Genomic DNA, 24,917 nt, shown 5'->3' with positions numbered 1-24,917 from the left:
GCCAAGTGGCGGGCCTAAAGTTGTTACACGACGCTTCTGTCAGAGCGGTTTACCGCGATTGCCGTGCTGGCTGACAAACGCCTGTATGGCTTTCAGGTCATTTGGCAGAACAGTGCAGCGCTCGTCACGCTCGAACAAATCAGACAAATGTGCAGGTAGCTCAAGCGCTTTTCCTACACCGGCCTTCTCCACCGCTTCCGGAAACTTGACCGGATGCGCGGTGCCCAGAATCACCATCGGCGTGTCCAGACTGCGGCGGCATTCGCGCGCGGCCTTTACCCCGATAGCGGTATGCGGGTCGAGCAGCTCGCCGGTGCTGGCAAACACTTCGGCAATGGTCGTGCAGGTATCCTCATCACTGACTGCCAGCGAATCGAACAGTTTACGGGTCTCGGTCCAGCGCTCTTCTTCGACGCTGAAACCGCCACCCTGGCGGAACGTGCTCATCAGCCCGGCAATGGCAGCGCCGTTGCGACCGTGCATGTCGAACAGCAGGCGCTCGAAGTTGGACGACACCATGATGTCCATGGAGGGCGACAGCGTGGCGTGCAGGGTTTCCTTGACGTACTGATTGCCGCTCATGAAGCGGTGCAGGATGTCGTTGCGATTGGTGGCGACGATCAACTGGTTGATCGGCAGCCCCATGTTGCGCGCCAGATAACCGGCAAAGATATCGCCGAAGTTACCGGTCGGTACCGAGAACGATACCGAACGCGCAGGTCCGCCCAACTGCAGCGAGGCGTGGAAGTAGTAAACGATCTGAGCCATGATCCGCGCCCAGTTGATCGAGTTGACCGCGACCAGCGGTGTGCCCTTCAGGAAGCTCTGGTCAGCAAAGCTGGCCTTGACCATTTCCTGGCAGTCGTCGAAGTTGCCTTCGACCGCGATGTTATGGATGTTGTCGCCGAAGATCGTGGTCATCTGCCGACGCTGTACATCGGATACACGATTGTTCGGGTGGAGGATGAAGATGTCGACGTTGTCGCAGCGACGGCAGCCTTCGATGGCCGCAGAACCGGTGTCGCCCGAGGTCGCGCCGATGATCACGACACGCTGGCCACGCTTGGCCAGTACATAGTCCAACAGGCGGCCAAGCAGTTGCAGTGCGAAGTCCTTGAAGGCCAGCGTCGGGCCATGGAACAGCTCAAGCACCCACTCGTTGCCATGCAGCTGGCGCAGCGGCGCAACAGCGCTGTGGGCAAACACGCCGTAGGTCTCTTCGAGAATCTTTTTAAAGTCGGCATCCGGGATGCTGCCAGCCACGAAGGGGCGCATCACCCTGAAGGCGAGTTCGTGATAAGGCAGACCTGCCCAGGAAGCGATCTCTTCCTGCGTGAAGCGTGGCAGGTTTTCCGGCACATAGAGGCCACCATCGCTGGCCAGACCAGTCAACAGCACGTCTTCGAAATTCAGGGCCGGCGCCTGGCCGCGAGTACTGATATAGCGCATGGGATCAAACCTTTGGTCTGGGCTGAAAGCCAGGGCTCCAGGGCTGCAAGGTCGAAACGATCGGCTTGCGGCCTGGAACTGACAGCTTGCAGTTGATGTTAATTAAGGTGCTCGACGCGGATACGAACCACCGGGCCAACGACATCCTGCAGGGCTTCCAGGGCTTGAATGGCGTCATTGATACCCTGCTCCACTACCCGGTGAGTCAACAGGATCATCGGCACCAGGCCATCGTGTTCTTCGACATCCTTCTGCATGATCGATTCGATGTTGATGCCACGCTCGGACAGGATGCTCGCGACCTGGGCCAGCACGCCCGGGTGATCCTTGGCCTGAATGCGCAGGTAGTAGGCGCTTTCGCAGGCTTCGATCGGCAGGATCGGGTGGGCTGACAACGAATCGGGCTGGAAGGCCAGATGAGGGACCCGGTTTTCCGGATCCGAGGTCATCGCACGGACCACATCGACCAGATCGGCCACCACGGAAGAAGCCGTAGGCTCCATACCGGCACCCGCGCCGTAGAACAGCGTCGAGCCGGACGCATCGCCATTGACCATCACCGCGTTCATGACGCCGTTGACGTTGGCGATCAGGCGATCGGCCGGGATCAGCGTCGGGTGTACACGCAGTTCGATGCCTTGAGCCGTGCTGCGTGCAACGCCCAGGTGCTTGATGCGATAGCCCAGCGCTTCGGCATAGTTGACGTCTGCAGTCGTCAGTTTGGTGATGCCTTCGGTGTAGGCCTTGTCGAACTGCAGCGGAATGCCGAAGGCAATGGAGGCGAGGATGGTCAGCTTGTGCGCAGCGTCGATACCTTCCACGTCGAAGGTCGGATCGGCTTCGGCATAACCCAGGGCCTGAGCCTCGGCCAGAACATCGGCAAAGGTACGGCCCTTCTCGCGCATTTCAGTGAGGATGAAGTTGCCGGTGCCGTTGATGATGCCGGCCACCCAGTTGATACGGTTCGCCGACAGGCCTTCACGAATGGCCTTGATGACCGGAATACCGCCGGCAACAGCGGCTTCAAAAGCAACGATCACGCCCTTCTCACGCGCCTTGGCAAAGATCTCGTTGCCATGCACCGCGATCAGCGCCTTGTTGGCGGTCACCACGTGCTTGCCATTCTCGATGGCCTTGAGTACCAGTTCGCGGGCAACGGTGTAGCCGCCGATCAGTTCCACGACGATGTCGATTTCAGGGTTGGTCGCAATGGCAAACACATCGCTGGTGGTAGGCGTACCGGTAATCTGGCAATTGGGGTTTGGTGTACGAACCGCAATTTGCGCAACTTCGATTCCACGCCCGGCACGGCGGGCAATCTCCTCGGCGTTACGCTTAAGTACGTTGAAGGTACCGCCACCGACAGTACCCAGCCCACATATGCCTACTTTGACCGGTTTCACTGATGAACTCCCCGAAAAACAGCCGAACCTGAATCGGCTGTGGAAAAACTGCCGCATGGCGCCATGCGGCTGAAATTTTGACGACACTTCGGCCACTTGCGCCGTGTATGCACAAGGCGCGCCTGAAAACACCGGCTTATTTGGCGCCCATTGCCAGCTTGGCAACCTGAGCTGCAGGCTGATAACCCGGAATTACCTGACCGTCGGCCAGGACAATCGCAGGCGTCCCGTTCACGCCGATCGACTGGCCGAGCTCATATTGCTTGCTGACCGGATTGTCGCATTTGGCGGCCTTGATGTCCTTGCCATCGACCATGCGGTCCATCGCGCCTTTGCGATCCTTGGAACACCACACCGCCTGCAACTGCTCGTCACCCGGAGAGCCAAGGCCCTGACGCGGGAATGCCAGGTAACGGACTTCGACACCCATCTTGTTCAACTGGCCGACTTCTTCGTGCAGCTTGTGGCAATACGGGCAAGTCGTGTCGGTGAATACTGTGATGTGCGACTTGGTCTCGCCCACTGCCGGATAGATCACCATCTCGGAAGCAGGAATGGCGTTGATGGTCTTGGAAATGGCCAGACGTTCGGTTTTCTCGGTCAGGTTGACCGGCTTGCCGTTCTGCACCTGAAACAGATAGCCCTGAACCACGAACTGACCGTCGGCACTGGCGTACAGGACGCGGCCGCCCTTGAGCTTCACTTCATAAAGGCCATTGAGCGGGCTCGGCGAGATACTCTCGACCGGCAGCTGCAATTCCAGCGAGTCGAGCGTCTTGCGGATGGCCTGATCAGGGGCTGCATCAGCCAGGGCAGACATACTGAAGGTGCCGGCCAGCATCAAAGCCGCGGCAGCGAAAATCTGTGGCAAACGCATGAAAACTCCTATGACGGCGGACAGGCTGGCAACTGTCGAAAAAAGGAGTGCCAGCCTTGATAGGCGAAACCGGCAAAGCCTACCACATAAGGCTCGCGGGGCCGACTCGGAGCGACGTAAGAAGCTTCGCAAAATACGTCGTGAGTCAACCGCGTGGATGATGCCTGGCATGCAATTCCTGCAACCGCGCCCGCGCCACATGGGTGTAGATCTGCGTTGTCGAGAGATCGCTGTGCCCGAGCAACATCTGCACCACGCGCAAGTCAGCGCCGTGATTGAGCAGATGGGTGGCGAAGGCATGGCGCAGGGTGTGCGGTGACAGGGATTTGCCAATGCCTGCAACCGTTGCCTGGTGCTTGATACGGTGCCAGAAGGTCTGGCGGGTCATCTGATCGCCACGGCTGCTGGGGAACAGTACGTCGCTGGGCTTTCCGCCCAGCAACTCGTCGCGGGCGCCGCGCAGGTAACGCTCGACCCAGACGATGGACTCTTCGCCCATGGGCACCAGTCGCTCCTTGCTGCCTTTGCCCATCACGCGCAGCACGCCCTGACGCAGATTGACCTGCTCCAGGGTCAGGCTGATCAATTCGGTCACGCGCAGACCGCAGGCATACAACACCTCAAGCATGGCGCGGTCACGCTCGCCGATGGGCTCGCTCAGGTCGGGAGCGGCAAGTAATGCTTCGACGTCAGCTTCGGAAAGCGATTTGGGCAACGGCTTGCCCAACTGAGGCATGTCGATCTGCAGGGTGGGATCGACGGAAATCAGCTTTTCGCGCAGCAGGTAGCGATAGAAGCCACGTGCGCCAGACAGGAAACGCGCCGTGGAGCGCGGCTTGTAGGCATTTTCAACGCGCCAGGCAAGATGATCGAGGATGACTTCACGCCCGGCACTGATCAGATCAACGTTGCGCTCCTGCAGCCAGCCGTTGAACAGCGCCAGATCACTGCGGTAAGAATCCCGGGTGTTGTCGGACAGGCCCTTTTCGAGCCAGAGCGCGTCCAGAAACCGGTCAATCAGCGGATGGTCGATGGCAGCCATGTTCACTCAGTGCGTGTTTCGGTAGACAAGGGGTGAATCATCAAACAGCAGACAGCAAAAAGGCAGCCCTGGGGCTGCCTTTTTTATGCATCGAAAAACTGTATCAGGACAGTTTTTCCTTGATGCGCGCTGCTTTACCGGACAGGTCACGCAGGTAGTACAGTTTGGCCTTGCGAACGTCACCGCGACGTTTCACAGCCATGCTGTCGATTTGCGGGCTGTAAGTCTGGAAAGTACGCTCAACGCCAACACCGTTGGAGATTTTACGAACAGTGAAAGCACTGTTCACGCCACGGTTACGCTTGGCAATTACAACGCCTTCGAATGCTTGCAGACGAGCGCGGTCGCCTTCCTTCACTTTAACCTGGACGACAATGGTGTCGCCTGGTGCAAAGGTAGGGATCTCTTTGGTCATCTGCTCTGCTTCGAGGGCAAGAATGATTTTGTTAGTCATGCTGGTGCTCCTAAGGTAATCCGTCTGGATCGACCATCGATACGTTAACTATCGTCCCGCTCGCGGATGTATTCCGCCAGCAGCTTCTTCTCTTCTCCAGAAAGCGAGCGGCTTTCCAGAAGATCAGCGCGTCGTTCATAGGTCCGCCCAAGGGAATGCTGTAAACGCCAACGCCGGATGTGCGCGTGATTGCCACTTAGCAACACGTCGGGAACACGCTGATCCGCATACACCTCAGGTCGGGTGTAATGCGGGCAATCCAGCAGACCGTCCGTGAAGGAATCTTCCTCCGCGGAGTCCACATGCCCTAAAGCTCCAGGCAGCAGCCGCGTAACCGCGTCAATCAGGACCATCGCCGGCAGCTCGCCACCGGAAAGAACATAGTCACCAATCGACCACTCTTCATCGACATGAGCATCAATAAAACGCTCGTCAATGCCTTCATAACGACCGGCGATGAGGATAATCGCTTCCTCCTGCGCCAGTTCGCGTACCGCAGACTGATTCAGCTGGCGGCCTTGTGGCGACAGGTAAATCACCTTCGCCGCATCCCCTGCCGCTTGCCTGGCCTGAACCAGAGCATCTTCAAGGGGCTTGATCTTCATCACCATGCCCGGACCACCGCCAAATGGGCGATCATCCACAGTGTGATGGCGATCAGTGGTGTAATCCCGCGGATTCCAACAAGTAAGCTGCAACAGCCCTTGTTTCACCGCACGGCTGGTAATGCCGTATTCGCTGATGGCGGAAAACATCTCGGGAAACAGACTGATGACTTCTATGCGCAGGCTGGCCATGGCATTCAGAAGTCCGCGTCCCAATCCACCTTCATCTCGCCAGCAGCCATATCGATTACCAACACGCATTGCTCTGTATAGGGCAACAGGCGTTCGCGATCATCCAGGCTACCCGCGCAGGGCTTTACAACCATTACATCGTTCGAACCGGTTTCGAGCAGGTGATCGATTTTCCCGAGCAATTGCCCGAGTTGGTCGATGACCTTGAGGCCTTCAAGCTGGTACCAGTAGTACTCGCCATCGTCCAGATCAGGGAACAGGTTACGCGGCACGCAGATTTCGTAACCGGACAGAAGACGTGCTTCTTCACGATCATCGAGACCCTTGAGCTTTGTGACCAGAAACTTGCTTTGCAAGCGTCCGCTGACCAGCTCCACCTGTTTATCAACGCTGCCTTCGCGCCGAAGCGTCCAGGTTTTGTAGTCCAACAGGTTTCCAATCGGATCAGTAAAGGAATAAACCTTCACTTCGCCGCGAACGCCATGAACCGAGTAAATCTTGCCAATGACGATCAGATCGTCGGCAGATGCAGGCGTCGCGCTCATAAGACTCAGGCCGCGGCCTTGGTCTTGTTGTGCTCTTTGAGCAGCTGGGCAACGCGCTCGGAAGTTTGTGCACCCACGCTCAACCAGTAGTTGACGCGTTCTTCGTTAACGGACAGACGGATTTCCTGACCACGGGCAACAGGGTTGAAGAAACCAACCTGTTCCTTGTGGGAACCGTCACGAGCGTTGCGGCTGTCGGTTACGGTCAGGTGGTAAAACGGGCGCTTTTTGGAGCCGCCAAGGGCAAGACGGATGGTTAGCATTGAACATCGTTCCTGTAGTCGGTGCTGCAAATCTAAGATGCACAGCGGGCATAGGTGCCCGAAAGGCCGCATATTCTAAGGAATATCCCGACTTTTGCAAATGTCTTTTTCCGGCGCCTATCGGCATGCCTTCCAGATTTGCGAGGGAGCTGTCGGTATGACAGCCGGCAAAAGCCCGCATGACGCGGGCTGACTGGGGGTCACCCCCCAGATGGGACGCGTGCAAAGCCTCTTGCACGCGACGCAATTACATTTTTGGCATGCCGCCGCCGGGGAACATTCCACCCATGCCGCGCATCATTTTGGCCATCCCGCCCTTGGCGGAGAATTTCTTCATCATCTTCTGCATCTGCTTGTGCTGCTTGATCAGACGCCCGATGTCCTGAACCTGAGTGCCCGAACCCATCGCAATGCGGCGCTTGCGCGAGCCACTGACCAGATCCGGATCACGACGCTCGGCAGGGGTCATCGAGTTGATGATGGCTTCCATCTGCTTGAACTGTTTTTCAGCTGCGCCCTGGGCGTTGCCCATCTGCGACAGGTTGACGCCGCCGATGCTCGGCAATTTGTCCATCAGGCCGCCAAGGCCACCCATGTTCTTCATCTGCTGCAGCTGGTCGCGGAAGTCTTCGAGATCGAAGCCCTTGCCCTTCTTGAGCTTTTTCGCCAGCTTGTCGGCCTTGTCCTTATCGAGGGTCTGTTCGGCCTGCTCGATAAGGCTGAGCACATCGCCCATGCCGAGGATGCGTGACGCGATGCGGTCCGGGTGAAACGGCTCCAGCGCCTCGCTCTTCTCGCCCATACCGATGAACTTGATCGGCTTGCCGGTAATGGCACGCACCGACAGGGCGGCACCACCGCGGGCATCACCGTCGACCTTGGTGAGGATCACGCCGGTCAGCGGCAATGCGTCACCGAAGGCCTTGGCGGTATTGGCAGCATCCTGGCCGGTCATGGCATCGACCACGAACAGCGTCTCGGCCGGCTTGACCGCCGCATGCAGCGCCTGGATCTCGCCCATCATCTCGACATCGACGTGCAAACGACCGGCGGTGTCGACGATGACCACGTCAATGAACTTGAGCCTGGCTTCTTTAATGGCCGCCTGGGCGATGTCCACCGGCTTCTGGCTGATGTCGGAGGCGAAGAACGTCACGCCGATGTCGTTGGCCAGCGTTTCGAGCTGCTTGATGGCTGCGGGACGATAAACGTCGACCGACACCACCATCACGGTTTTCTTCTTGCGCTCTTTAAGGAAGCGCGCCAGCTTGCCGGCAGTGGTGGTCTTGCCCGCACCCTGCAAACCCGCCATCAGGATGACGGCAGGCGGCGTGACATTGAGCACCAGGTCTTCGTTGGCCGCGCCCATCAGGCTTTCGAGTTCGGCCTGGACGATCTTCACGAACGCCTGACCCGGGGTCAGGCTGCGCGACACCTCGGTGCCGACGGCGCGTTCCTTGACGTTATTGACGAAGTCTTTGACCACCGGCAAGGCGACGTCGGCTTCGAGCAACGCCATACGCACTTCGCGCAAGGTATCTTTGATGTTGTCCTCGTTCAGCTTGGCCTTGCCAGTAACATGGCGCAGCGTCTGCGAGAGGCGGTCAGTCAGATTTTCAAACATGCGCGATCCTTTCGGGCTCTCGTCGAACCCCGGTTGATGCGGCCCGGCCCGTAATGCAGAAATGGCGCTCGGCGAGCCTGCGGCTTGAGCAGGTCGCGGATTATAGCGAAGACTCCGTCGCACGGACACCACGCAGACTGCTTCTGTGGTCTTTCGTGATTTGCCGGTTCTATGCCAAACTCAGCGTCTTTTCAGGCCCGTCCATCAGGATCTATGTCCCCTTTGCCACCCAGCCTGCTTCCCAGCCTCGCCGCCGCCATCATTTATGCCGCTGCGACCGTCTATCAGAGCCTGCGCCTGAGCCAGGCCGTCAAGCCCGACAAGCGGCTGCTTTGCCTGCTCGGTACACTGGCGGTCATCGCACATGCCATTGGTCTGTTTTCCCAACTGACGCACTCGGTCGGCCTTGGCCTGGACTTTTTCAACTCGGCCAGCCTTATCGCGGCGTCGGTGATCGTCGTGACCCTGATCGCCACGTCGCGCATCCCGGTGGAAAACCTGCTGGTACTGTTGTTCCCGCTGGGCATGGTCACCGTACTGCTCGCCCAGTTCGCCCCTAGCGGCACCGTGCAGCCGATCATGGAAGAGCCCGGCATCCTCAGCCATATCCTGCTGTCGTTGCTGGCTTACGGGATGTTTACCATTGCTGCATTTCAGGCGCTGCTGCTGCTGTTGCAGGACTACCGCCTCAAGCACAAGCACCCTTCCGGGCTGATCAAGAACTTCCCGCCGCTGCAAACCATGGAAAGCCTGCTGTTCGGTTTCCTGTGGGCTGGCTGGTCATTGCTCTCGCTGTCGCTGATTTCCGGCTGGCTGTTCGTCGAAAACCTGTTTGCCCAGCATCTGGTGCACAAGACCCTGCTGGCCTGTCTGGCCTGGATCGTGTTCAGTGTGCTGCTGTGGGGGCGTAACCGCCTTGGATGGCGTGGTCACAAGGCCATTCGCTGGACCCTGGGCGGCTTCTGCCTGCTGATGCTCGCCTATTTCGGCAGCAAGCTGGTACGCGAATTCATCCTGCACATCTGACGGGCCCTGATCATGGATAATCTGCCCCTGGGCCCGCTGCTCGGTGTCCTCGCCCTCCTGCTGTTGTGGGCCGGTCTGCTGACCGCAGTCGAGGCTGCTCATCATCAAGTCAAGGCGATGCGCGCCGCCAGCCGCCCGGAAAAGTCGGCACCGCTCCCCGAGCTGGCGTTCAACCTGAACAGCCTGATTCTGGGCAATACCCTGATCAGGGTACTGATCACTGTCATCGCCACGCTTATCGCCGCCAGTTACTGGTTCTACAACGGTCCCACCGTGGCCTGGCTCGCTACCGTGAGCATCATGCTGGTCTTCGCCGAATACATGCCCCGCCGCCTGGCGAACCGCCACCCTGTCTCGACGCTGCTGCTGGGCAACAGTGTGCTGCGCATTCCGATGAAGATCGTCTGGCCGCTGGCCTACGTGTTCAATGTTCTGGCCAAGACACTGCTGCGTCCCTTCCTGTCTCGCGCCGTGCAACAGCAGGATCAGGCTTTCGAAGACGACACGCAAAATACCCCGCGCAACGATGCTGCCCAGGAATACTCTCCGCGCGCCAGCGTGCTGTCAGGCATTCGTGCGCTGGACAGCATTACGGTCAATGACATCCTGATCCCGCGCAACGAAGTGGATGGCGTTAACCTCGATGACCCCATGGAAATGATCATCGAACGCCTGATCATTTCACGGCACACGCGCCTGCCGGTCTATCACAACGACATCAACCAGGTGCAAGGCGTCATCAATACCCGTGACATCAGCCACCTGCTGCCCAAGGGCACGTTGACCAAAGAGCAGTTGCTGGCGGTCTGCTACGAGCCTTATTTCGTGCCGGAAAGCACACCATTGCAGCTGCAGTTGCTGAATTTCCACAAACAGCAACGGCGCCTCGGCGTGGTGGTCGATGAATACGGCGAAGTGCTGGGCATCGTCACCCTTGAGGATATTCTCGAAGAGATTGTCGGCGAGTTCGAAAGCGAGCAGCGACTGGATAATCCGCACGTCAAACAACAGGACGACGGGCGTCTTGAAGTCGAAGGCGCAGCGTCCATCCGCGACTTGAACAAGAGCCTTGGCTGGCACCTGCCTTCAGACGGTCCGAAAACCGTCAACGGGCTGGTTACCGAGGCACTGGAAACCATTCCGGACGCTCCAGTCTGCTTGAAAATAGGGCCTTACCGGCTGGAAATCCTCGAGACCGAGGACAACCGCGTCAAGCGTGTCGCCATGTGGCAGAACACGCTGGTCCGCACGTTCAAATAAATGTCTGCCTTCAAATAGATCGCCCCACCCTTGCCTCTCGACCCATTCGGGTTACTCTGCTCGACGCTGCACCCACAATCACAATAAATGCATGCTTGCCGGACACGGTCCTTGCCGACCGGCGAGTCGACTGTCAGGGAATCCGCATGACCAGCACCCCGCTCTCTCGTGAAGATCACGACGCGCCCGCAAAGCCGGTGAATTCGACGACCCGCGTCGCCACGGCCAGCTTCATCGGCACGGCCATCGAGTTCTACGACTTTTACGTTTATGCCACCGCCGCCGCTCTGGTGATCGGTCCGGTCTTTTTTCCGCAGACGTCGGGCACGGCACAGATGCTGTCCTCGTTTCTGACCTTCGGCATCGCCTTTCTCGCTCGCCCTCTGGGGTCGGCGCTGTTCGGTCACTTCGGCGACCGGATCGGGCGCAAGTCGACGCTGGTGGCCTCGCTGCTGTTGATGGGGATCTGCACCACACTGATCGGCGTATTGCCAGGCTACGCGACGATCGGGGCATGGGCGCCGATTCTGTTGTGCGTGCTGCGCTTCGGCCAGGGGCTTGGCCTGGGTGGCGAATGGGGTGGCGCGGCACTGCTGGCGACCGAGAATGCCCCGAAAGGCAAGCGCGCCTGGTTCGGCATGTTTCCGCAACTGGGCCCTTCAATCGGCTTTCTCGCCGCCAACGGCCTGTTTCTGACGCTGGCAATGACCCTCGATGACGAACAATTCCGCGCGTGGGGCTGGCGGATTCCCTTTCTGCTCAGTGCCGTACTGGTCATGGTCGGACTGTACGTGCGTCTGAAGCTTGAAGAGACACCCGTCTTCGCCAAGGCCATGGCTCGCCATCAAAGGGTCAGCCTGCCCATCGTGAAAACCTTCGGTCAGCACTGGAAACCCATGCTGCTCGGTGCGGCGTCGATGGTGGTCTGCTACGCACTGTTTTATATCTCGACGGTATTTTCGTTGAGCTACGGCGTGGCCACGCTGGGCTATACCCGGGAAACGTTCCTGGGGCTGTTGTGCTTTGCGGTGCTGTTCATGGCGACGGCCACACCGCTGGCTGCATTGGCGAGCGATCGCTTCGGGCGCAAGCCGGTGTTGATTGCGGGTGGCGTGCTGGCGATCCTGTCAGGTTTCACCATGGAGCCACTGCTGACCCACGGCAGCACCTGGGCTGTGGCGCTGTTTCTGTGCATCGAATTGTTTCTGATGGGCATCACGTTCGCCCCGATGGGCGCGCTATTACCGGAGCTGTTCCCGACACAGGTTCGCTATACCGGCGCATCGGCGGCCTACAACCTGGGCGGAATCGTCGGGGCGTCGGTCGCCCCCTTCTTCGCCCAGAAACTGGTGGCGATGGGTGGCCTGAGCTGGGTGGGCGGGTATGTGTCTGCAGCAGCGCTGATCAGCGTGCTGGCGGTGTTGAGCCTGAAGGAGACGCGGGACAGCGAGCTATAGCGTTGAGGTCATGGTGAATAGGCGGCAAGAACACGCGCTGCGTTGTTTCTTGCCGCCTGCGGCGTGAGCCTTACAACTTGACGTCGACTGCCTGCGAGGCACGAGTGGCCTTGGCACGAGCGGCTTCGATGGACTCGTCACGCGCCAGGGCAACACCCATGCGCCGCTGACCGTTGACTTCCGGCTTGCCGAACAGACGCAATGCGGTGTCGGGCTCGGCCAGCGCAGCACCGAGGTTGGCGAAAGCGGTTTGCGTGGATTGGCCTTCGACCAGAATCACTGCCGACGCCGAAGGGCCGAACTGGCGGATCAACGGAATCGGCAGGCCAAGAATCGCGCGTGCGTGCAGGGCAAACTGCGACAGGTCCTGAGAAATCAACGTCACCAGACCGGTGTCGTGCGGGCGCGGCGAGACTTCGCTGAACCACACCTGATCGCCCTTGATGAACAGTTCAACGCCAAACATCCCGCGCCCACCCAATGCCTCGGTCACCGCCTTGGCAACCCGCTCGGACTCTGCCAGCGCAACAGGGCTCATAGCCTGCGGCTGCCAGGACTCCTGATAGTCGCCCTTTTCCTGACGATGCCCAACCGGCGCGCAGAACGTGGTGCCACCGATGTGACGCACGGTCAGCAGGGTGATTTCGTAATCGAAGTCGATGAACCCTTCGACGATGACGCGACCCTTGCCGGCGCGACCGCCCTCTTGCGCATAGTCCCAGGCTTTCTGTACGTCATCGGTGCTCTTGAGCAGGCTCTGCCCCTTGCCCGAAGAACTCATGACCGGCTTGACCACGCACGGGAAACCAAGGTCTTCGACCGCCTTGCTGTACGCCTCGAAAGTGTCGGCAAAGTGGTAAGGCGAGGTCGGCAGCTTCAGCTCTTCAGCCGCCAGACGACGAATGCCTTCGCGGTTCATGGTCAGTTGCGCGGCGCGTGCGGTCGGGATCACAGTGAAGCCTTCGGCCTCAAGCTCAACCAGCGTCGCGGTGGCGATGGCTTCGATTTCCGGAACGATGAAATCCGGCTTCTCGGCCTCGATGACTGCGCGCAGTGCTGCGCCGTCGAGCATGTTGATCACATGGCTTCGATGCGCGACCTGCATGGCCGGCGCGTTCTCGTAACGGTCAACAGCGATCACTTCAACGCCAAGGCGCTGCAGCTCGATCACGACTTCCTTGCCCAGTTCGCCGCTGCCGCAGAACAGTACGCGCGTCGCGGTGGGCGACAGTGGAGTTCCGATTTGAGTCATCTCAGGTCCTCGTGAAGCAGATGTCGAGGGCTGCCCGCCGTATGCAAGCAACCGCTGTGGAGAAAGGCGCGCAATTTACCACGAAGCCCCGGCAAATGGGCGCTCAGCCCGGACACGCACTGTTGCGCGCCCGCCAGGCCATGATCATCCAGACAATGGTCACGCCAGCGAACTTCGATAGCAGCGCGGTGAGCACGACCGGCGCTGTCAGGGCGTCGATCATGCCGAAGAAGATAAAGGTATCCAGCGGAATGCTGAGTGCCGAACTGATCCACAACCGATCACGCAACGGGCGCCTGGTAATGCTGAACACCAGCCAGTCAATGCATTCGGAAACCGCAAACGCCGTGGCGCTGGCCAGGGCGATGGTGGGGTCGCTGGTGACATAGGACAGGACCAGCGCCACCAGCATGGCAATGATCGCGCCATGGCCAAAGCGAATCTGCACCATGTCCCGCAACACGAACACCAGCCCGCCCCAGGCAGACCAGATCATGTCCAGGTGCGGCGCACTGGAAAAGGCGAAGTTGATCAGCACGACACTGCTGATGTAAGCGATCAGGAAAAGCATGGAGGGTTTGGGCCTGTGCAAGCGAGCGGCAATGATAGCAAACGCGGGCAAGAGCCGCGCCCAAGCGAAAACGAAAGCGTTATTCCTGACGTAGCAAATGCATCGACTGCACCGCCCTCTTCGCGAACAAGTTCGCGCCTACAAAAGCTCGCGGATAACCTGTAGGAGCAAACTTGTTCGCGACTACAAGGCCATCAGAACATCAGCGTGCCCCGCCAACCGTCCACATCAGGCCGCTGGCTCTGGCGCGCTCGTCGCACAGGCCGAGCACGACACGCCGCTCGTCGTTGCTCATGCGGCTCCAGCGGGTGATCTCGGTGACGGTTCGCTGGCAACCGGTGCATATATCCTGCTCATCCAGTGCACAAATACTCACACAGGGGGAGCGGACCGGCTTTTCGATCGGGGTATCAGTGCTCATCAATCTTCCTGCACCGCCAGGTCACGGGCGTAACGCTGGGCATTGTGTACGTAATGGGCTGCGCTGGCTTCCAGCATCTGCTTCTGCACATCGGTAAGTTCGCGCACCACTTTACCCGGTGTCCCCATGACCAGCGAGCCATCAGGAATGACCTTGTTTTCTCCGATCAGAGAATTGGCGCCGATGATGCAGTATTTCCCGATCTTCGCCCCGTTGAGGATGACCGCGTTGATGCCGATCAGGCTGTAGTCGTCAACACTGCAGCCATGCAGCATGGCGTTGTGGCCGATGGTCACGCCTTTGCCGATACTCAGCGGCGAGCCCATGTCGGTGTGCATCACCGTGCCGTCCTGCACATTACTGTTTTCACCGATGTGAATCAGTTCGTTGTCGCCACGCAACACCGCGTTGAACCACACACTCGCGCCGGCCTCGAGCCTGACATTGCCGATCAGCGTCGCATTGGGAGCCACCCAGCTCTGCGGATCGGTCTGGACACGGGATTCTCCCAGGCGAAATTTCATGCAGCCTCCTCGGGCGGGTCGTACTCATGGGGACGAACTATAAACAGTGACGCTTCAGGTGCCAGCGACTCAGATCGTCGAGCGTTCGGGCGGATGATGCAGGCTGATTCTGGTGTCGTACAGCACATTGACCAGCTCGACGATCATGATCGCGGTAAGCCCCCAGATCTTGTACTCGCCATAACGGTAACTGGGCACGTACCAGCTGCGGCCTTCGTAATCGATACGGTGAGTGTGCTCGCGCGTGTCCTGACGAAAGAACTCCAGTGGCACGCTGAATACGGCAGCGATCTCGCCGTCATTGGGCTGGTATTCGACGAAGTCAGGTATCACCCCCACATAAGGCGTGACCTTGATACCGTGCTTGGAAATCAGCGGACTCAAAGGCCCGATCACCTCGACCAGCCCGGGAGGCAGGCCGATTTCCTCCTCGGCTTCGCGCAACGCAGTGAAAATCAGATCGGGGTCGCCCGGGTCGCGGCGGCCACCCGGAAACGCCACTTCACCGCCATGCGTCGACAGGCCACTGGCGCGCAGGGTCAGAATCAGCTCGGGTTGCTCGCTGCGGGTAATCGGCACCAGAACAGCCGCCTCGGGGAATTGTCGATCCGAGTCGAGGGTTTCTGGCGTATGACTGACTACACGGCGAAGTAGCTCATCCAGCATGGGAAATCTCGATCTGTTGCCTGTCTGGCATCATGCACCAAAGCAACGCTGCGCCCAAGCCCTTGTAGGACAACTCCGGTCACACTGAGGGTTGCCGAGCCGCCGCACGACAGGCCAAGATAGCGACTGCGTTCACTATCGACTGATCCCATGAAATTTTGCAGCCAGTGCGGCAACCCTGTTATCCAGCGCATTCCCGAAGGCGACAGCCGTTTGCGCTATGTCTGCGAGCATTGCCACACCGTTCATTACCAGAACCCGAACATCGTTGCGGGCTGCCTGGTGACGTTAGGCGGCAAGGTCCTGCTGTGCCGCAGGGCCATCGAGCCGCGCCTGGGTTTCTGGACGCTGCCGGCCGGTTTCATGGAAAACGGCGAAACCATCGAACAGGCTGCACGGCGCGAAACCATGGAAGAAGCCTGCGCCACCCTGAGCGAACTGCATCTGTACACCTTGATCGATGTGCCGCATATCAATCAGGTGCATGTGTTCTATCGCGGGGAGATGGCGAATGAGGCATTCGCCGCAGGCATCGAGAGCCTGGAAGTGCAGTTATTCGACGAAGCCGACATTCCGTGGTCGGACCTGGCTTTCATGACAGTCGGGCGTACCCTAGAATACTTCTTTGCGGATAGGCGTCGGCAGACCTACCCGGTTCATACCAGCGCCCTTCCCCCGTCACGTCCGTTGCTGGACACCTGAAAGCCAGGGTCGCACACAACATCGGCGCTTTTGTTAAAGAAGTATCTTCAGGGAAATCGTAATGCGCTGGTTGCTCGCACTCTTTTGCATGTCGTTCATGCCGCTTTCGCAGGCCGCGTTTACTCAAACTATCGTGCCCAAGGGCAGCGAACAGAAAATCATCAATAACAAGGTCATCAATACCGAGAGTATCGCCAGCAAGCCTATCGACAAGGTGCTGGTGCTAAAGTCGGTGCGCCAATTGCAGCTGATCAGCGGTGGCGAGGCATTGAAGACCTACCGAATCTCACTGGGCAAGAACCCCAAGGGCACCAAGCTGCAGGAAGGCGATCAACGCACGCCGGAAGGTTTCTACTGGCTCGACTGGCGCAAGCCCAGCAATAACTACAACCTGTCGATGCACATTTCCTACCCGAATGTCTCGGACTCGGCACGCGCACGTTCCGCAGGCGTGAAACCGGGGAGCATGATCATGATCCACGGCACACCGGTGGATGAAGAGTATCCGGAATGGTATTTCCACACGCTGGACTGGACCAACGGCTGCATCGCGCTGAAGAACAACGACATGCGGGAAATATGGGATCTGGTGAAAGACGGGACGATGATCGAAATTCGGCCCTGAATAGACGGCGTTGCGCATTCGCGAGCAAGCTCGCTCCCGCGAGACACTCTGAGCGATGGTTGTCGTCCCCACGCTCCAGCGTGGTGATGCATTTCCGGACGCTCTGCGCCCAGCTTCAGAACTCTGCCAGCCGCCATACTTCATAAGCAGGCGTTTCGTAGGGATGGCTCTGCCTGAGAGCCTCCACCACGTGCTGAATCAGTTCGTCAGCGACGACCAGCTCGACCTTCCACTCCTCTACCGACTCGACCACACCGCTCTGCCCGATAAATGGCTGACTGCCATCCAGCGGGCGGAACTGGCCCTGGCCGAGCACTTGCCACGAGCAGTGATCGTAAGCGCCGATTCGCCCTGCACCAGCAGCGAATACGGCGTTCTTGACGTCGTCCACATGGCTCGGCGGAACGAAGAAGGCGAGCTTGTACACGCGCCTTAGTTAACCCAGGCCCGCGCGTTGCGGAACATGCGCATCCAGGCACCGTCCTCGTTCCAGTCCTCAGGACGCCACGAGTTCTGCACTGCGCGGAATACACGCTCCGGGTGCGGCATCATGATGGTCACACGACCGTCGAGGGTGGTCATGCCGCCAATACCGCGTGGCGAGCCGTTCGGGTTGGCCGGGTAGGTTTCAGTCATCTTGCCGTGGTTGTCGACGAAGCGCAGTGCCACGGTGCCGGAAACGTCAGCTTCAAGCAGTGCATCGTCACTGCGGAACTCCGCGTGCCCTTCGCCATGCGCGATGGCGATTGGCATGCGCGAACCGGCCATGCCCTGCAGGAAGATCGACGCCGACTCCTGAACCTGGACCATAGCCACACGCGCTTCGAACTGTTCGGAGCGGTTACGCACGAAATGCGGCCAGAACTCGCTGCCCGGAATCAGCTCGTGCAGGTTGGACAGCATCTGGCAACCGTTGCACACGCCAAGCGTGAAGCTGTCGGAACGCTCGAAGAAGCCCTGGAACGCATCACGCGCGCGGCTGTTGAACAATGCCGACTTGGCCCAGCCTTCGCCGGCACCCAATACGTCGCCGTAAGAGAAGCCACCGCAGGCGACCATGCCCTTGAAGTCGTTCAGGTCGACACGACCGGCAAGGATATCGCTCATGTGCACGTCGATTGCGTTGAAGCCGGCACGATCAAAGGCTGCCGCCATTTCGACCTGACCGTTGACACCCTGCTCGCGCAGAACGGCAACCTGAGGACGAACACCCGTCTTGATGTACGGCGCGGCGATATCTTCATTGACGTCGAAGCCCAGCTTGACGGTCAGGCCCGGATTGTCTTCTTCCAGCAGCGCATCGAATTCCTGATCCGCGCATTCGGCGTTGTCACGCAGGCGCTGGATCTGATAGCTGGTCTCGGCCCACTGACGTTGCAACAGACGACGCTGGCCACTGAATACAGGCTCGCCATGGAAGCTGATCGATACTTCATCGTTGTTGATCGGCTGACCGATCACTGCCACGCAGTCTTCCAGACCGGCCGCGCTGAATTGCGCCAGCACCAGTGGAGTAGCGTCCTGACGCACCTGGATGACCGCACCCAGCTCTTCGTTGAAGAGGATCGCGCTCAGTTCGGAAACGTTGTCGGCCACACCGTCCAGATGCAGGTTCAGACCGCAGTGACCGGCGAAAGCCATTTCCAGCGTGCTGACCAGCAAACCACCGTCGGAACGGTCGTGATAGGACAGGATATGACCGTCGGAATTGAGACCCTGAATCACGGCGAAGAAGGCCTTGAGGTCTTCAGCGTCGTCGACGTCCGGAGCGACTCGGCCGAGCTTGCCGTGAGTCTGCGCAAGAATCGAGGCGCCCATGCGGTTCTGGCCACGACCCAGATCGATCAGGATCAGGTCGGTGATGCCCTTGTCCATGCGCAGCTCGGGCGTCAGGGTTTGACGGATGTCGACCACTGGCGCAAAGCCCGTCACGATCAATGACAGCGGCGAGGTCACGCTCTTTTCGGTGCCCTCGTCACTCCAGCGGGTCTTCATCGACATCGAGTCCTTGCCCACTGGAATGGTGATCCCCAGTTCCGGACACAGCTCCATGCCCACCGCTTTCACGGTGTCATAAAGACGCGCGTCTTCTCCAGGGTGGCCAGCCGCCGACATCCAGTTGGCCGACAGCTTGATGTCAGAAAGCTTTTCAATACGCGAGGCCGCGATGTTGGTCAGCGTTTCGCCGATCGCCATACGGCCCGACGCCGGAGCATTCAGCAGCGCCAGCGGAGTACGCTCGCCCATTGCCATGGCTTCGCCGGTGTTGACGTCGAAGCTGGTGGCGGTGACGGCGCAGTCAGCCACAGGCACCTGCCATGGACCGACCATCTGATCGCGAGCGACCAGACCGGTAATGCTGCGGTCACCGATGGTGATCAGGAAGCTTTTGCTGGCGACTGCCGGGTGGCGCAATACGCGCTGCACACTTTCTTCGATGTCCAGCGTGCTTGGATCGAAATCATCGCCGATCTCTTCTTCGCGGGCGACCGAGCGGTGCATGCGCGGCGCCTTGCCCAGCAGGACTTCCAGCGGCATGTCTACCGGACTGTTACCGAAATGGCTGTCAGTGACGGTCAGTTGCGGCTCTGCCGTGGCTTCGCCGACAACCGCAAACGGGCAGCGCTCGCGCTCGCAGATAGCCTTGAAGCGCTCGAAATCCTCGACGCCAACGGCCAGCACGTAACGTTCCTGGGACTCGTTGCTCCAGATTTCCAGCGGGGCCATGCCCGGCTCGTCATTCGGTACGTTACGCAGTTCGAAACGTCCGCCGCGATCGCCATCGTTGACCAGTTCAGGGAAGGCGTTGGACAGACCACCGGCACCGACGTCGTGAATGAAGCTGATCGGGTTACGGTCGCCCAACTGCCAGCAGCGGTCGATGACTTCCTGGCAACGACGCTCCATCTCGGGGTTTTCACGCTGAACCGAAGCGAAATCCAGGTCTGCGGAGCTGGTGCCGGTTGCCATCGAGGAGGCCGCGCCGCCACCCAGGCCGATCAGCATCGCCGGGCCACCCAGTACAATCAGCTTGGAACCCACGGTGATCTCGCCCTTCTGGACGTGATCTTCACGGATGTTGCCCATACCGCCCGCGAGCATGATCGGCTTGTGGTAACCACGAACCTCGTCACCGTGGTGTGTGGTGATGGACTGCTCGAAGGTACGGAAATAGCCGGTCAGCGCCGGACGACCGAACTCGTTGTTGAACGCCGCGCCACCTAGCGGGCCTTCAATCATGATGTCCAGCGCCGTCACGATGCGCTCGGGCTTGCCGTACGGCACCTCCCAAGGCTGCACGAAACCGGGGATCTGCAGGTTGGAGACGGTGAAACCGGTCAGCCCGGCCTTGGGCTTGGCACCGCGACCGGTTGCACCTTCGTCGCGAATCTCGCCGCCGGAGCCGGTCGCTGCACCAGGAAACGGCGCAATGGCGGTCGGGTGGTTGTGCGTCTCGACCTTCATCAGAATGTGCACCGGCTCCTGAACCGCGCCGTACTGACGGGTTTCAGGGTCCGGGAAGAAACGACCGGCGACGTTGCCGACGATCACCGAAGCGTTGTCCTTGTAAGCGGACAGCACGCCTTCGTTGTGCATCTGGTAGGTGTTCTTGATCATGCCGAACAGGCTTTTTTCCTGGCTCTGACCGTCGATGTCCCAACTGGCGTTGAAAATCTTGTGACGGCAGTGCTCGGAGTTCGCCTGGGCAAACATCATCAGCTCGATGTCGTGCGGGTTGCGCCCCAGACCATTGAAGCTGGTGATCAGGTAATCGATTTCATCTTCGGCGAGGGCCAGGCCCAGCTCGACGTTGGCTTTTTCGAGTGCCGCGCGACCGCCACCCAGAATGTCCACAGCGGTCAGCGGCTTGGGCTGAGCGTGGCTGAACAGGTTGGCAGCCTGCTCGAGGTCGCCCAATACCAGTTGCGTCATGCGGTCGTGCAGGCTGTCGGCGATTGCCTGGGCCTCGGTCTCGCTGAACTGGCCTTCTACATAGAAGGCAATCCCGCGCTCCAGGCGCTGGATTTTGCTCAGACCGCAATTGCGAGCGATGTCGCTGGCCTTGCTCGACCAGGGTGAAATGGTGCCAAAACGCGGCAACACCAGAAACAGACGGCCGCTCGGCTCTTGAACCGGCACGCTGGGGCCGTATTTCAGGAGGCGATCGAGAACCTGCTGTTCTTCGCTGGTCAGAACGTCGTTGACGTCAGCGAAGTGGGCGAATTCGGCGTACAAGCCACTGACAGCTGAAACTTTTTGTTTCAGTTGTTCTAGTAATTTGCTGTGGCGGAAAGCAGAAAGGGCAGGAGCACCGCGCAGGATCAACATCTTCGGGACAGCCTCGAGAAGGGGGTGTGCTTTGAGGCCGCGTATTCTAGCCTAAACCGGGCATTTGATCACCCAAAACGGCGGCATCCGCTGCGCCCGAATGTCGCCCCACGCAAAAAAACTCCGGAAATGCCCATAAAAGCCACTCGCCTATCAGACGCAAGCTTCACTGTCGAGATATGGCGCCCGGTGCGCTTTGCGTATACTGCACCGATGTTCTTCAAACCAGATTTCCGCCCACGTTGCGCCAAATGGCTCATCGCAACCGGACTCTTCCTGATGCTCGGCGCCTGTGTGGAAAAACCCACCACACTGGAGCGAGTCAAGGAGGACGGCGTACTGCGGGTGATCACTCGCAACAGCCCGGCGACTTATTTCCAGGATCGCAACGGTGAAACCGGCTTCGAATACGAGCTGGTCAAGCGTTTTGCCGAGGACCTGGGCGTCGAATTGAAGATAGAAACGGCTGACAATCTGGACGATCTTTTCGACCAGATGAACAAACCGGGCGGTCCGGTACTGGGTGCCGCCGGCCTGATCGAGACGCCAAAGCGCAAATTGCAGGCGCGTTTCTCGCATTCCTATCTGGAAGTCACCCCTCAGGTGGTCTATCGCAACGGCCAGTCACGGCCGACCGATCCCGGCGACCTGGTGGGCAAGCGCATCGTGGTGCTCAAAGGCAGTGCGCATGCCGAGCAACTGGCGGCGCTCAAGGCGCAGAATCCCGGCATTGAATATGAAGAATCTGACGCGGTCGAGGTCGTTGATCTCCTGCGTATGGTCGACGAAGGCCAGATCGACCTGACCCTGGTCGACTCCAATGAGCTGGCAATGAATCAGGTCTACTTCCCCAATGTGCGCGTGGCCTTCGACCTGGGCGAAGCCCGCGCACAGCGCTGGGCAGTGGCACCGGGTGAAGACAATAGCCTGCTCAACGAAATCAACGCCTACCTCGACAAGGTCGAAAAGAACGGCACGCTGCAACGCCTGAAGGACCGCTACTACGGCCATGTCGACGTACTCGGCTACGTGGGTGCCTACACCTTTGCCCAGCACCTTCAGGAACGTCTGCCCAAATACGAGAAACACTTCCAGACATCGGCCAAGAAAGAACAGGTCGACTGGAGACTGCTGGCCGCCATCGGCTATCAGGAATCGATGTGGCAGCCGACCGTGACCTCGAAAACCGGCGTGCGCGGCCTGATGATGCTCACCCAGAACACCGCGCAAGCCATGGGCGTATCCAACAGGCTGGATGCACGCCAGAGCATTCAGGGCGGCGCGAAGTATTTTGCCTACATCAAGGATCAGCTGGACGACTCGATTAAAGAGCCGGATCGTACGTGGCTCGCTCTCGCTTCCTACAACATTGGCAGCGGCCACCTCGAAGATGCGCGCAAATTGGCCCAGAACGAGGGGCTGAATCCTGATAAATGGCTCGACGTGAAAAAAATGCTGCCGCGTCTGGCACAGAAGAAGTGGTACAGCAAAACACGATACGGCTATGCCCGAGGCGGTGAGCCGGTGCATTTCGTGGCCAACATTCGCCGTTATTACGACATTCTGACCTGGGTGACGCAGCCACAGCTTGAAGGAAGTCAGGTCGCCGATGGCAATCTGCACGTTCCTGGCGTCGACAAGACCCAACCGCCCGTCCCGCCAGCCTCTCCCGTCCCCTCCTCCAGCAGCACGGACGAATCTGCGCTCTAAACGCTGTCTTTGCCAGCGTCCTTGGCTGCCCTGCGCATTCTGAAAAACTCGCTCAACATCGTCCCGCATTCCTCGCCCAGCACCCCGCCTTCGAACAGCACGCGGTGATTTAGAAATGCCTGACTGAAAAACTGCCCCTGGCTCTGCACGATGCCCGCCTTGGGCTCGAGCGCCCCGTAGACCACACGTGCCACGCGTGAGTGCACGATCAGCCCCGCGCACATGCTGCACGGCTCCAGCGTTACGTAGAGCGTGCTGCCCGGCAGGCGATAATTGTCCAGCGTCTTGGCAGCATCACGAATTGCGACCATTTCAGCATGCGCGCTCGGGTCGCTGCCGCTGATCGGGCAGTTGTAACCGCGACCGATGATCTCGCCGTTCTGCACCACCACTGCCCCGACGGGCACCTCACCCAGCAGCGCGCCTTGCGCGGCGAGCGCCAGCGCCTCGCGCATGAAGTGCTGATCCTTGCTGCGGTCGATGATCTGCGGTTGCCGCATCATGCCACCTCGATGGCGGCCATCAGGCCGGTTTCCATGTGATCGATCACGTGGCAATGGAACATCCATACACCAGGGTTATCCGCCACCAGCGCCACTCGCGCCCGCTCGTTACGACCCAGCAAGAACGTGTCAGTAAAGTACGGGATGATCTTGCGCCGATTGGAGGCGATCACCTTGAAACTCATGCCGTGCAAATGAATCGGGTGCTGATACTGAGTCATGTTCTTCAGTTCGAAGATATAGCTTTTACCGAGCTTCAACCTGGCGATAGGCCGATCGGCGCAGGTCTTGTCGGTAATGTCCCACGCTTCGCCATTGATCTGCCACAGGCTGGGCGGCTTGCCATTGTCGGTGTTGACCGACATGGAGCCCACCCACTCGAAGTTGAAATTGATCTTCTCGGCGTTATCCATATCAGGCTCGGCCACCGGATTGGCCGGCAGCTCGGGCGGCCACTGGCCGGGCGCGTCATTATTGGCGACCGAGCGGAACGTACCCAGGCGCACCGGGCCGTTACGCAACGAGATCTCCTCGCCCGCCGGCGGAGCCTTGATCGCCAGACAGATGCGCATGCCCGGCCCCAGCCAGTATTCGTCACCGAAGGGACGAGGCTTTACCGGATTGCCATCCAGTGCATAGATCTGCGCCTCGGCGTCCGGCAGGTTGAGGCGGTAGGTCACGGTATTGTCGAGATTGAGCAAGCGCACGCGTGTGATCTGCCCGGCAGGCAACTCAATCACCGCCTGCGAAATACCGTTCAGCGTTGAAAGCCGCCCCGCCGTGCCCTCACGCGCCGCTTCACGTAGCACACTGAACTCGGTAAAGGCACCCTGCTCGTCCACGTGCCAGCTTTTCAGACTGACCGTACGCTCGTGGGCAAAACCGGTCGGCTCGCGCTCTTCGACAATCAGCGGCCCGACCAGCCCGCGGCCCAGCTCTTCGCTGCTGCTGACGTGCGGGTGATACCAGTAGCTACCGGCGTCTGGCACACGGAATTTGTAATCGAAGTATTCTCCCGGCTTGACCGGCAACTGAGACACATACGGCACGCCATCCATTTCCAGCGGCAAGCGGATGCCATGCCAGTGAATGGTCGTCTCGACCGGCAACTGATTGATGAAGCGCAGCCGCAGCCACTCGCCCTGGCGCACGCGCAACTCAGTGCCCGGCGCAGAACCGCCGAAGGCCCAGGCAGGTGTCTTGTGCCCCGCCACCAGTTCCACATCCAGCGGAGCGGCGATCAGCACGAAGTCCGAACCGGCCTCCGACTCGCGCCGCCCCATCCAGTAACGCGAGGCCCCACCTGCGCCAAGGCCTATGACGGCCAGACCGGCGATGCCTGTAAGGATTTGACGACGGGTAAAGGACATGAACGGCGCAACCTCAAAAACGACAACTGAGCGCATCTGCGAGCAAA

General features: G+C 59.6%; 23 protein-coding genes and 1 pseudogene. 6 read left to right on the top strand and 18 right to left on the bottom strand.

The window, feature by feature from the left end; genetic code table 11:
• Window positions 1-39 precede the first annotated feature (39 nt).
• From thrC to ffh, 9 genes are all read right to left on the bottom strand, one after another.
• The gene (thrC, locus tag BLR16_RS11595) at window positions 40-1,449 is read right to left on the bottom strand and encodes a threonine synthase (protein WP_003433427.1); all 1,410 of its coding nucleotides are present in this window, start codon (window positions 1,447-1,449) and stop codon (window positions 40-42) included.
• A gap of 98 nt (window positions 1,450-1,547) precedes the next feature.
• Window positions 1,548-2,852, bottom strand: coding sequence for a homoserine dehydrogenase (locus tag BLR16_RS11590; protein WP_054080742.1), 1,305 nt, complete (start codon window positions 2,850-2,852; stop codon window positions 1,548-1,550).
• Window positions 2,853-2,988: 136 nt separating this feature from the next.
• Entirely contained in the window at window positions 2,989-3,729 is a 741-nt protein-coding gene (dsbC, locus tag BLR16_RS11585; protein ID WP_003364987.1) for a bifunctional protein-disulfide isomerase/oxidoreductase DsbC, read from the bottom strand.
• A 145-nt stretch (window positions 3,730-3,874) separates the two neighbouring features.
• Window positions 3,875-4,771 (bottom strand): site-specific tyrosine recombinase XerD, encoded by an 897-nt coding sequence (xerD, locus tag BLR16_RS11580; protein WP_074805532.1) that lies wholly within the window; start codon window positions 4,769-4,771, stop codon window positions 3,875-3,877.
• Window positions 4,772-4,874: 103 nt separating this feature from the next.
• Window positions 4,875-5,225, bottom strand: coding sequence for a 50S ribosomal protein L19 (rplS, locus tag BLR16_RS11575; RefSeq protein ID WP_002552524.1), 351 nt, complete (start codon window positions 5,223-5,225; stop codon window positions 4,875-4,877).
• A 44-nt stretch (window positions 5,226-5,269) separates the two neighbouring features.
• Window positions 5,270-6,022, bottom strand: coding sequence for a tRNA (guanosine(37)-N1)-methyltransferase TrmD (gene trmD / locus BLR16_RS11570; RefSeq protein ID WP_074805535.1), 753 nt, complete (start codon window positions 6,020-6,022; stop codon window positions 5,270-5,272).
• 5 nt (window positions 6,023-6,027) lie between these two features.
• The gene (gene rimM, locus BLR16_RS11565) at window positions 6,028-6,567 is read right to left on the bottom strand and encodes a ribosome maturation factor RimM (protein ID WP_003433429.1); all 540 of its coding nucleotides are present in this window, start codon (window positions 6,565-6,567) and stop codon (window positions 6,028-6,030) included.
• Between the two features lie 5 nt (window positions 6,568-6,572).
• Window positions 6,573-6,830 carry a 30S ribosomal protein S16 gene (gene rpsP, locus BLR16_RS11560; protein ID WP_002552521.1) on the bottom strand — a complete coding sequence of 86 codons (258 nt, stop codon included), beginning with the start codon at window positions 6,828-6,830 and terminating at the stop codon, window positions 6,573-6,575.
• Window positions 6,831-7,077: 247 nt separating this feature from the next.
• The gene (ffh, locus tag BLR16_RS11555; protein ID WP_004406399.1) at window positions 7,078-8,454 is read right to left on the bottom strand and encodes a signal recognition particle protein; all 1,377 of its coding nucleotides are present in this window, start codon (window positions 8,452-8,454) and stop codon (window positions 7,078-7,080) included.
• Window positions 8,455-8,667: 213 nt separating this feature from the next.
• Here ffh and BLR16_RS11550 point away from each other — a divergent pair, with 213 nt between their 5' ends.
• From BLR16_RS11550 to BLR16_RS11540, 3 genes are all read left to right on the top strand, one after another.
• Entirely contained in the window at window positions 8,668-9,480 is an 813-nt protein-coding gene (locus BLR16_RS11550) for a cytochrome C assembly family protein (RefSeq protein WP_003314223.1), read from the top strand.
• Window positions 9,481-9,492: 12 nt separating this feature from the next.
• Entirely contained in the window at window positions 9,493-10,740 is a 1,248-nt protein-coding gene (locus BLR16_RS11545) for a transporter associated domain-containing protein (protein ID WP_044309230.1), read from the top strand.
• 146 nt (window positions 10,741-10,886) lie between these two features.
• Window positions 10,887-12,197 (top strand): MFS transporter, encoded by a 1,311-nt coding sequence (locus BLR16_RS11540; RefSeq protein ID WP_074805538.1) that lies wholly within the window; start codon window positions 10,887-10,889, stop codon window positions 12,195-12,197.
• A gap of 70 nt (window positions 12,198-12,267) precedes the next feature.
• Here BLR16_RS11540 and purT read toward each other — a convergent pair whose 3' ends face one another.
• From purT to BLR16_RS11515, 5 genes are all read right to left on the bottom strand, one after another.
• Window positions 12,268-13,449 carry a formate-dependent phosphoribosylglycinamide formyltransferase gene (gene purT / locus BLR16_RS11535; RefSeq protein WP_072365650.1) on the bottom strand — a complete coding sequence of 394 codons (1,182 nt, stop codon included), beginning with the start codon at window positions 13,447-13,449 and terminating at the stop codon, window positions 12,268-12,270.
• Window positions 13,450-13,552: 103 nt separating this feature from the next.
• Window positions 13,553-14,020, bottom strand: coding sequence for a hypothetical protein (locus tag BLR16_RS11530; RefSeq protein WP_003365000.1), 468 nt, complete (start codon window positions 14,018-14,020; stop codon window positions 13,553-13,555).
• Window positions 14,021-14,222: 202 nt separating this feature from the next.
• Window positions 14,223-14,441 (bottom strand): DUF1289 domain-containing protein, encoded by a 219-nt coding sequence (locus BLR16_RS11525; RefSeq protein WP_003365002.1) that lies wholly within the window; start codon window positions 14,439-14,441, stop codon window positions 14,223-14,225.
• A complete protein-coding gene (locus BLR16_RS11520) occupies window positions 14,441-14,965 on the bottom strand; it encodes a gamma carbonic anhydrase family protein (protein WP_003433434.1) in 525 nt (174 codons plus the stop codon). The genes BLR16_RS11525 and BLR16_RS11520 overlap by 1 nt, the downstream gene beginning before the upstream one ends.
• Window positions 14,966-15,034: 69 nt before the next feature.
• Window positions 15,035-15,631, bottom strand: coding sequence for a CoA pyrophosphatase (locus tag BLR16_RS11515; RefSeq protein WP_003365012.1), 597 nt, complete (start codon window positions 15,629-15,631; stop codon window positions 15,035-15,037).
• 150 nt (window positions 15,632-15,781) lie between these two features.
• Between BLR16_RS11515 and BLR16_RS11510 the strand changes: the two genes are divergently transcribed.
• Together BLR16_RS11510 and BLR16_RS11505 are read left to right on the top strand one after the other, a co-directional pair.
• Window positions 15,782-16,333, top strand: coding sequence for an NUDIX hydrolase (locus BLR16_RS11510; RefSeq protein ID WP_010428262.1), 552 nt, complete (start codon window positions 15,782-15,784; stop codon window positions 16,331-16,333).
• A gap of 202 nt (window positions 16,334-16,535) precedes the next feature.
• A pseudogene (locus tag BLR16_RS11505) lies at window positions 16,536-16,958 on the top strand (murein L,D-transpeptidase family protein); the annotation flags it as partial.
• Between the two features lie 115 nt (window positions 16,959-17,073).
• Here the strand turns inward: BLR16_RS11505 and BLR16_RS11500 are convergent.
• The gene (locus BLR16_RS11500) at window positions 17,074-17,385 is read right to left on the bottom strand and encodes a YqfO family protein (RefSeq protein ID WP_058398145.1); all 312 of its coding nucleotides are present in this window, start codon (window positions 17,383-17,385) and stop codon (window positions 17,074-17,076) included.
• 5 nt (window positions 17,386-17,390) lie between these two features.
• Window positions 17,391-21,287 (bottom strand): phosphoribosylformylglycinamidine synthase, encoded by a 3,897-nt coding sequence (gene purL / locus BLR16_RS11495; RefSeq protein ID WP_072365644.1) that lies wholly within the window; start codon window positions 21,285-21,287, stop codon window positions 17,391-17,393.
• A 213-nt stretch (window positions 21,288-21,500) separates the two neighbouring features.
• On the opposite strand from purL, the gene mltF reads away from it, so the two are divergent.
• Window positions 21,501-22,997 (top strand): membrane-bound lytic murein transglycosylase MltF, encoded by a 1,497-nt coding sequence (mltF, locus tag BLR16_RS11490; protein WP_058416013.1) that lies wholly within the window; start codon window positions 21,501-21,503, stop codon window positions 22,995-22,997.
• On the opposite strand, the gene tadA is transcribed toward mltF, so the two are convergent.
• Window positions 22,994-23,497, bottom strand: coding sequence for a tRNA adenosine(34) deaminase TadA (tadA, locus tag BLR16_RS11485; RefSeq protein WP_054080827.1), 504 nt, complete (start codon window positions 23,495-23,497; stop codon window positions 22,994-22,996). The genes mltF and tadA overlap by 4 nt on opposite strands.
• Complete coding sequence (locus tag BLR16_RS11480) at window positions 23,497-24,870, bottom strand: multicopper oxidase family protein (RefSeq protein WP_003365023.1); 1,374 nt, start codon at window positions 24,868-24,870, stop codon at window positions 23,497-23,499. Before BLR16_RS11480 ends, tadA begins: the two co-directional genes overlap by 1 nt.
• Between the last annotated feature and the right edge of the window lie 47 nt (window positions 24,871-24,917).

The organism is Pseudomonas sp. BS3767, from assembly GCF_900099665.1.
GTDB classification, from domain to species: Bacteria; Pseudomonadota; Gammaproteobacteria; order Pseudomonadales; family Pseudomonadaceae; genus Aquipseudomonas; species Aquipseudomonas cerasi.
The sequence above is the reverse complement of the archived record's forward strand: the minus strand, read 5'-3'. Positions and strand labels throughout refer to the sequence as shown.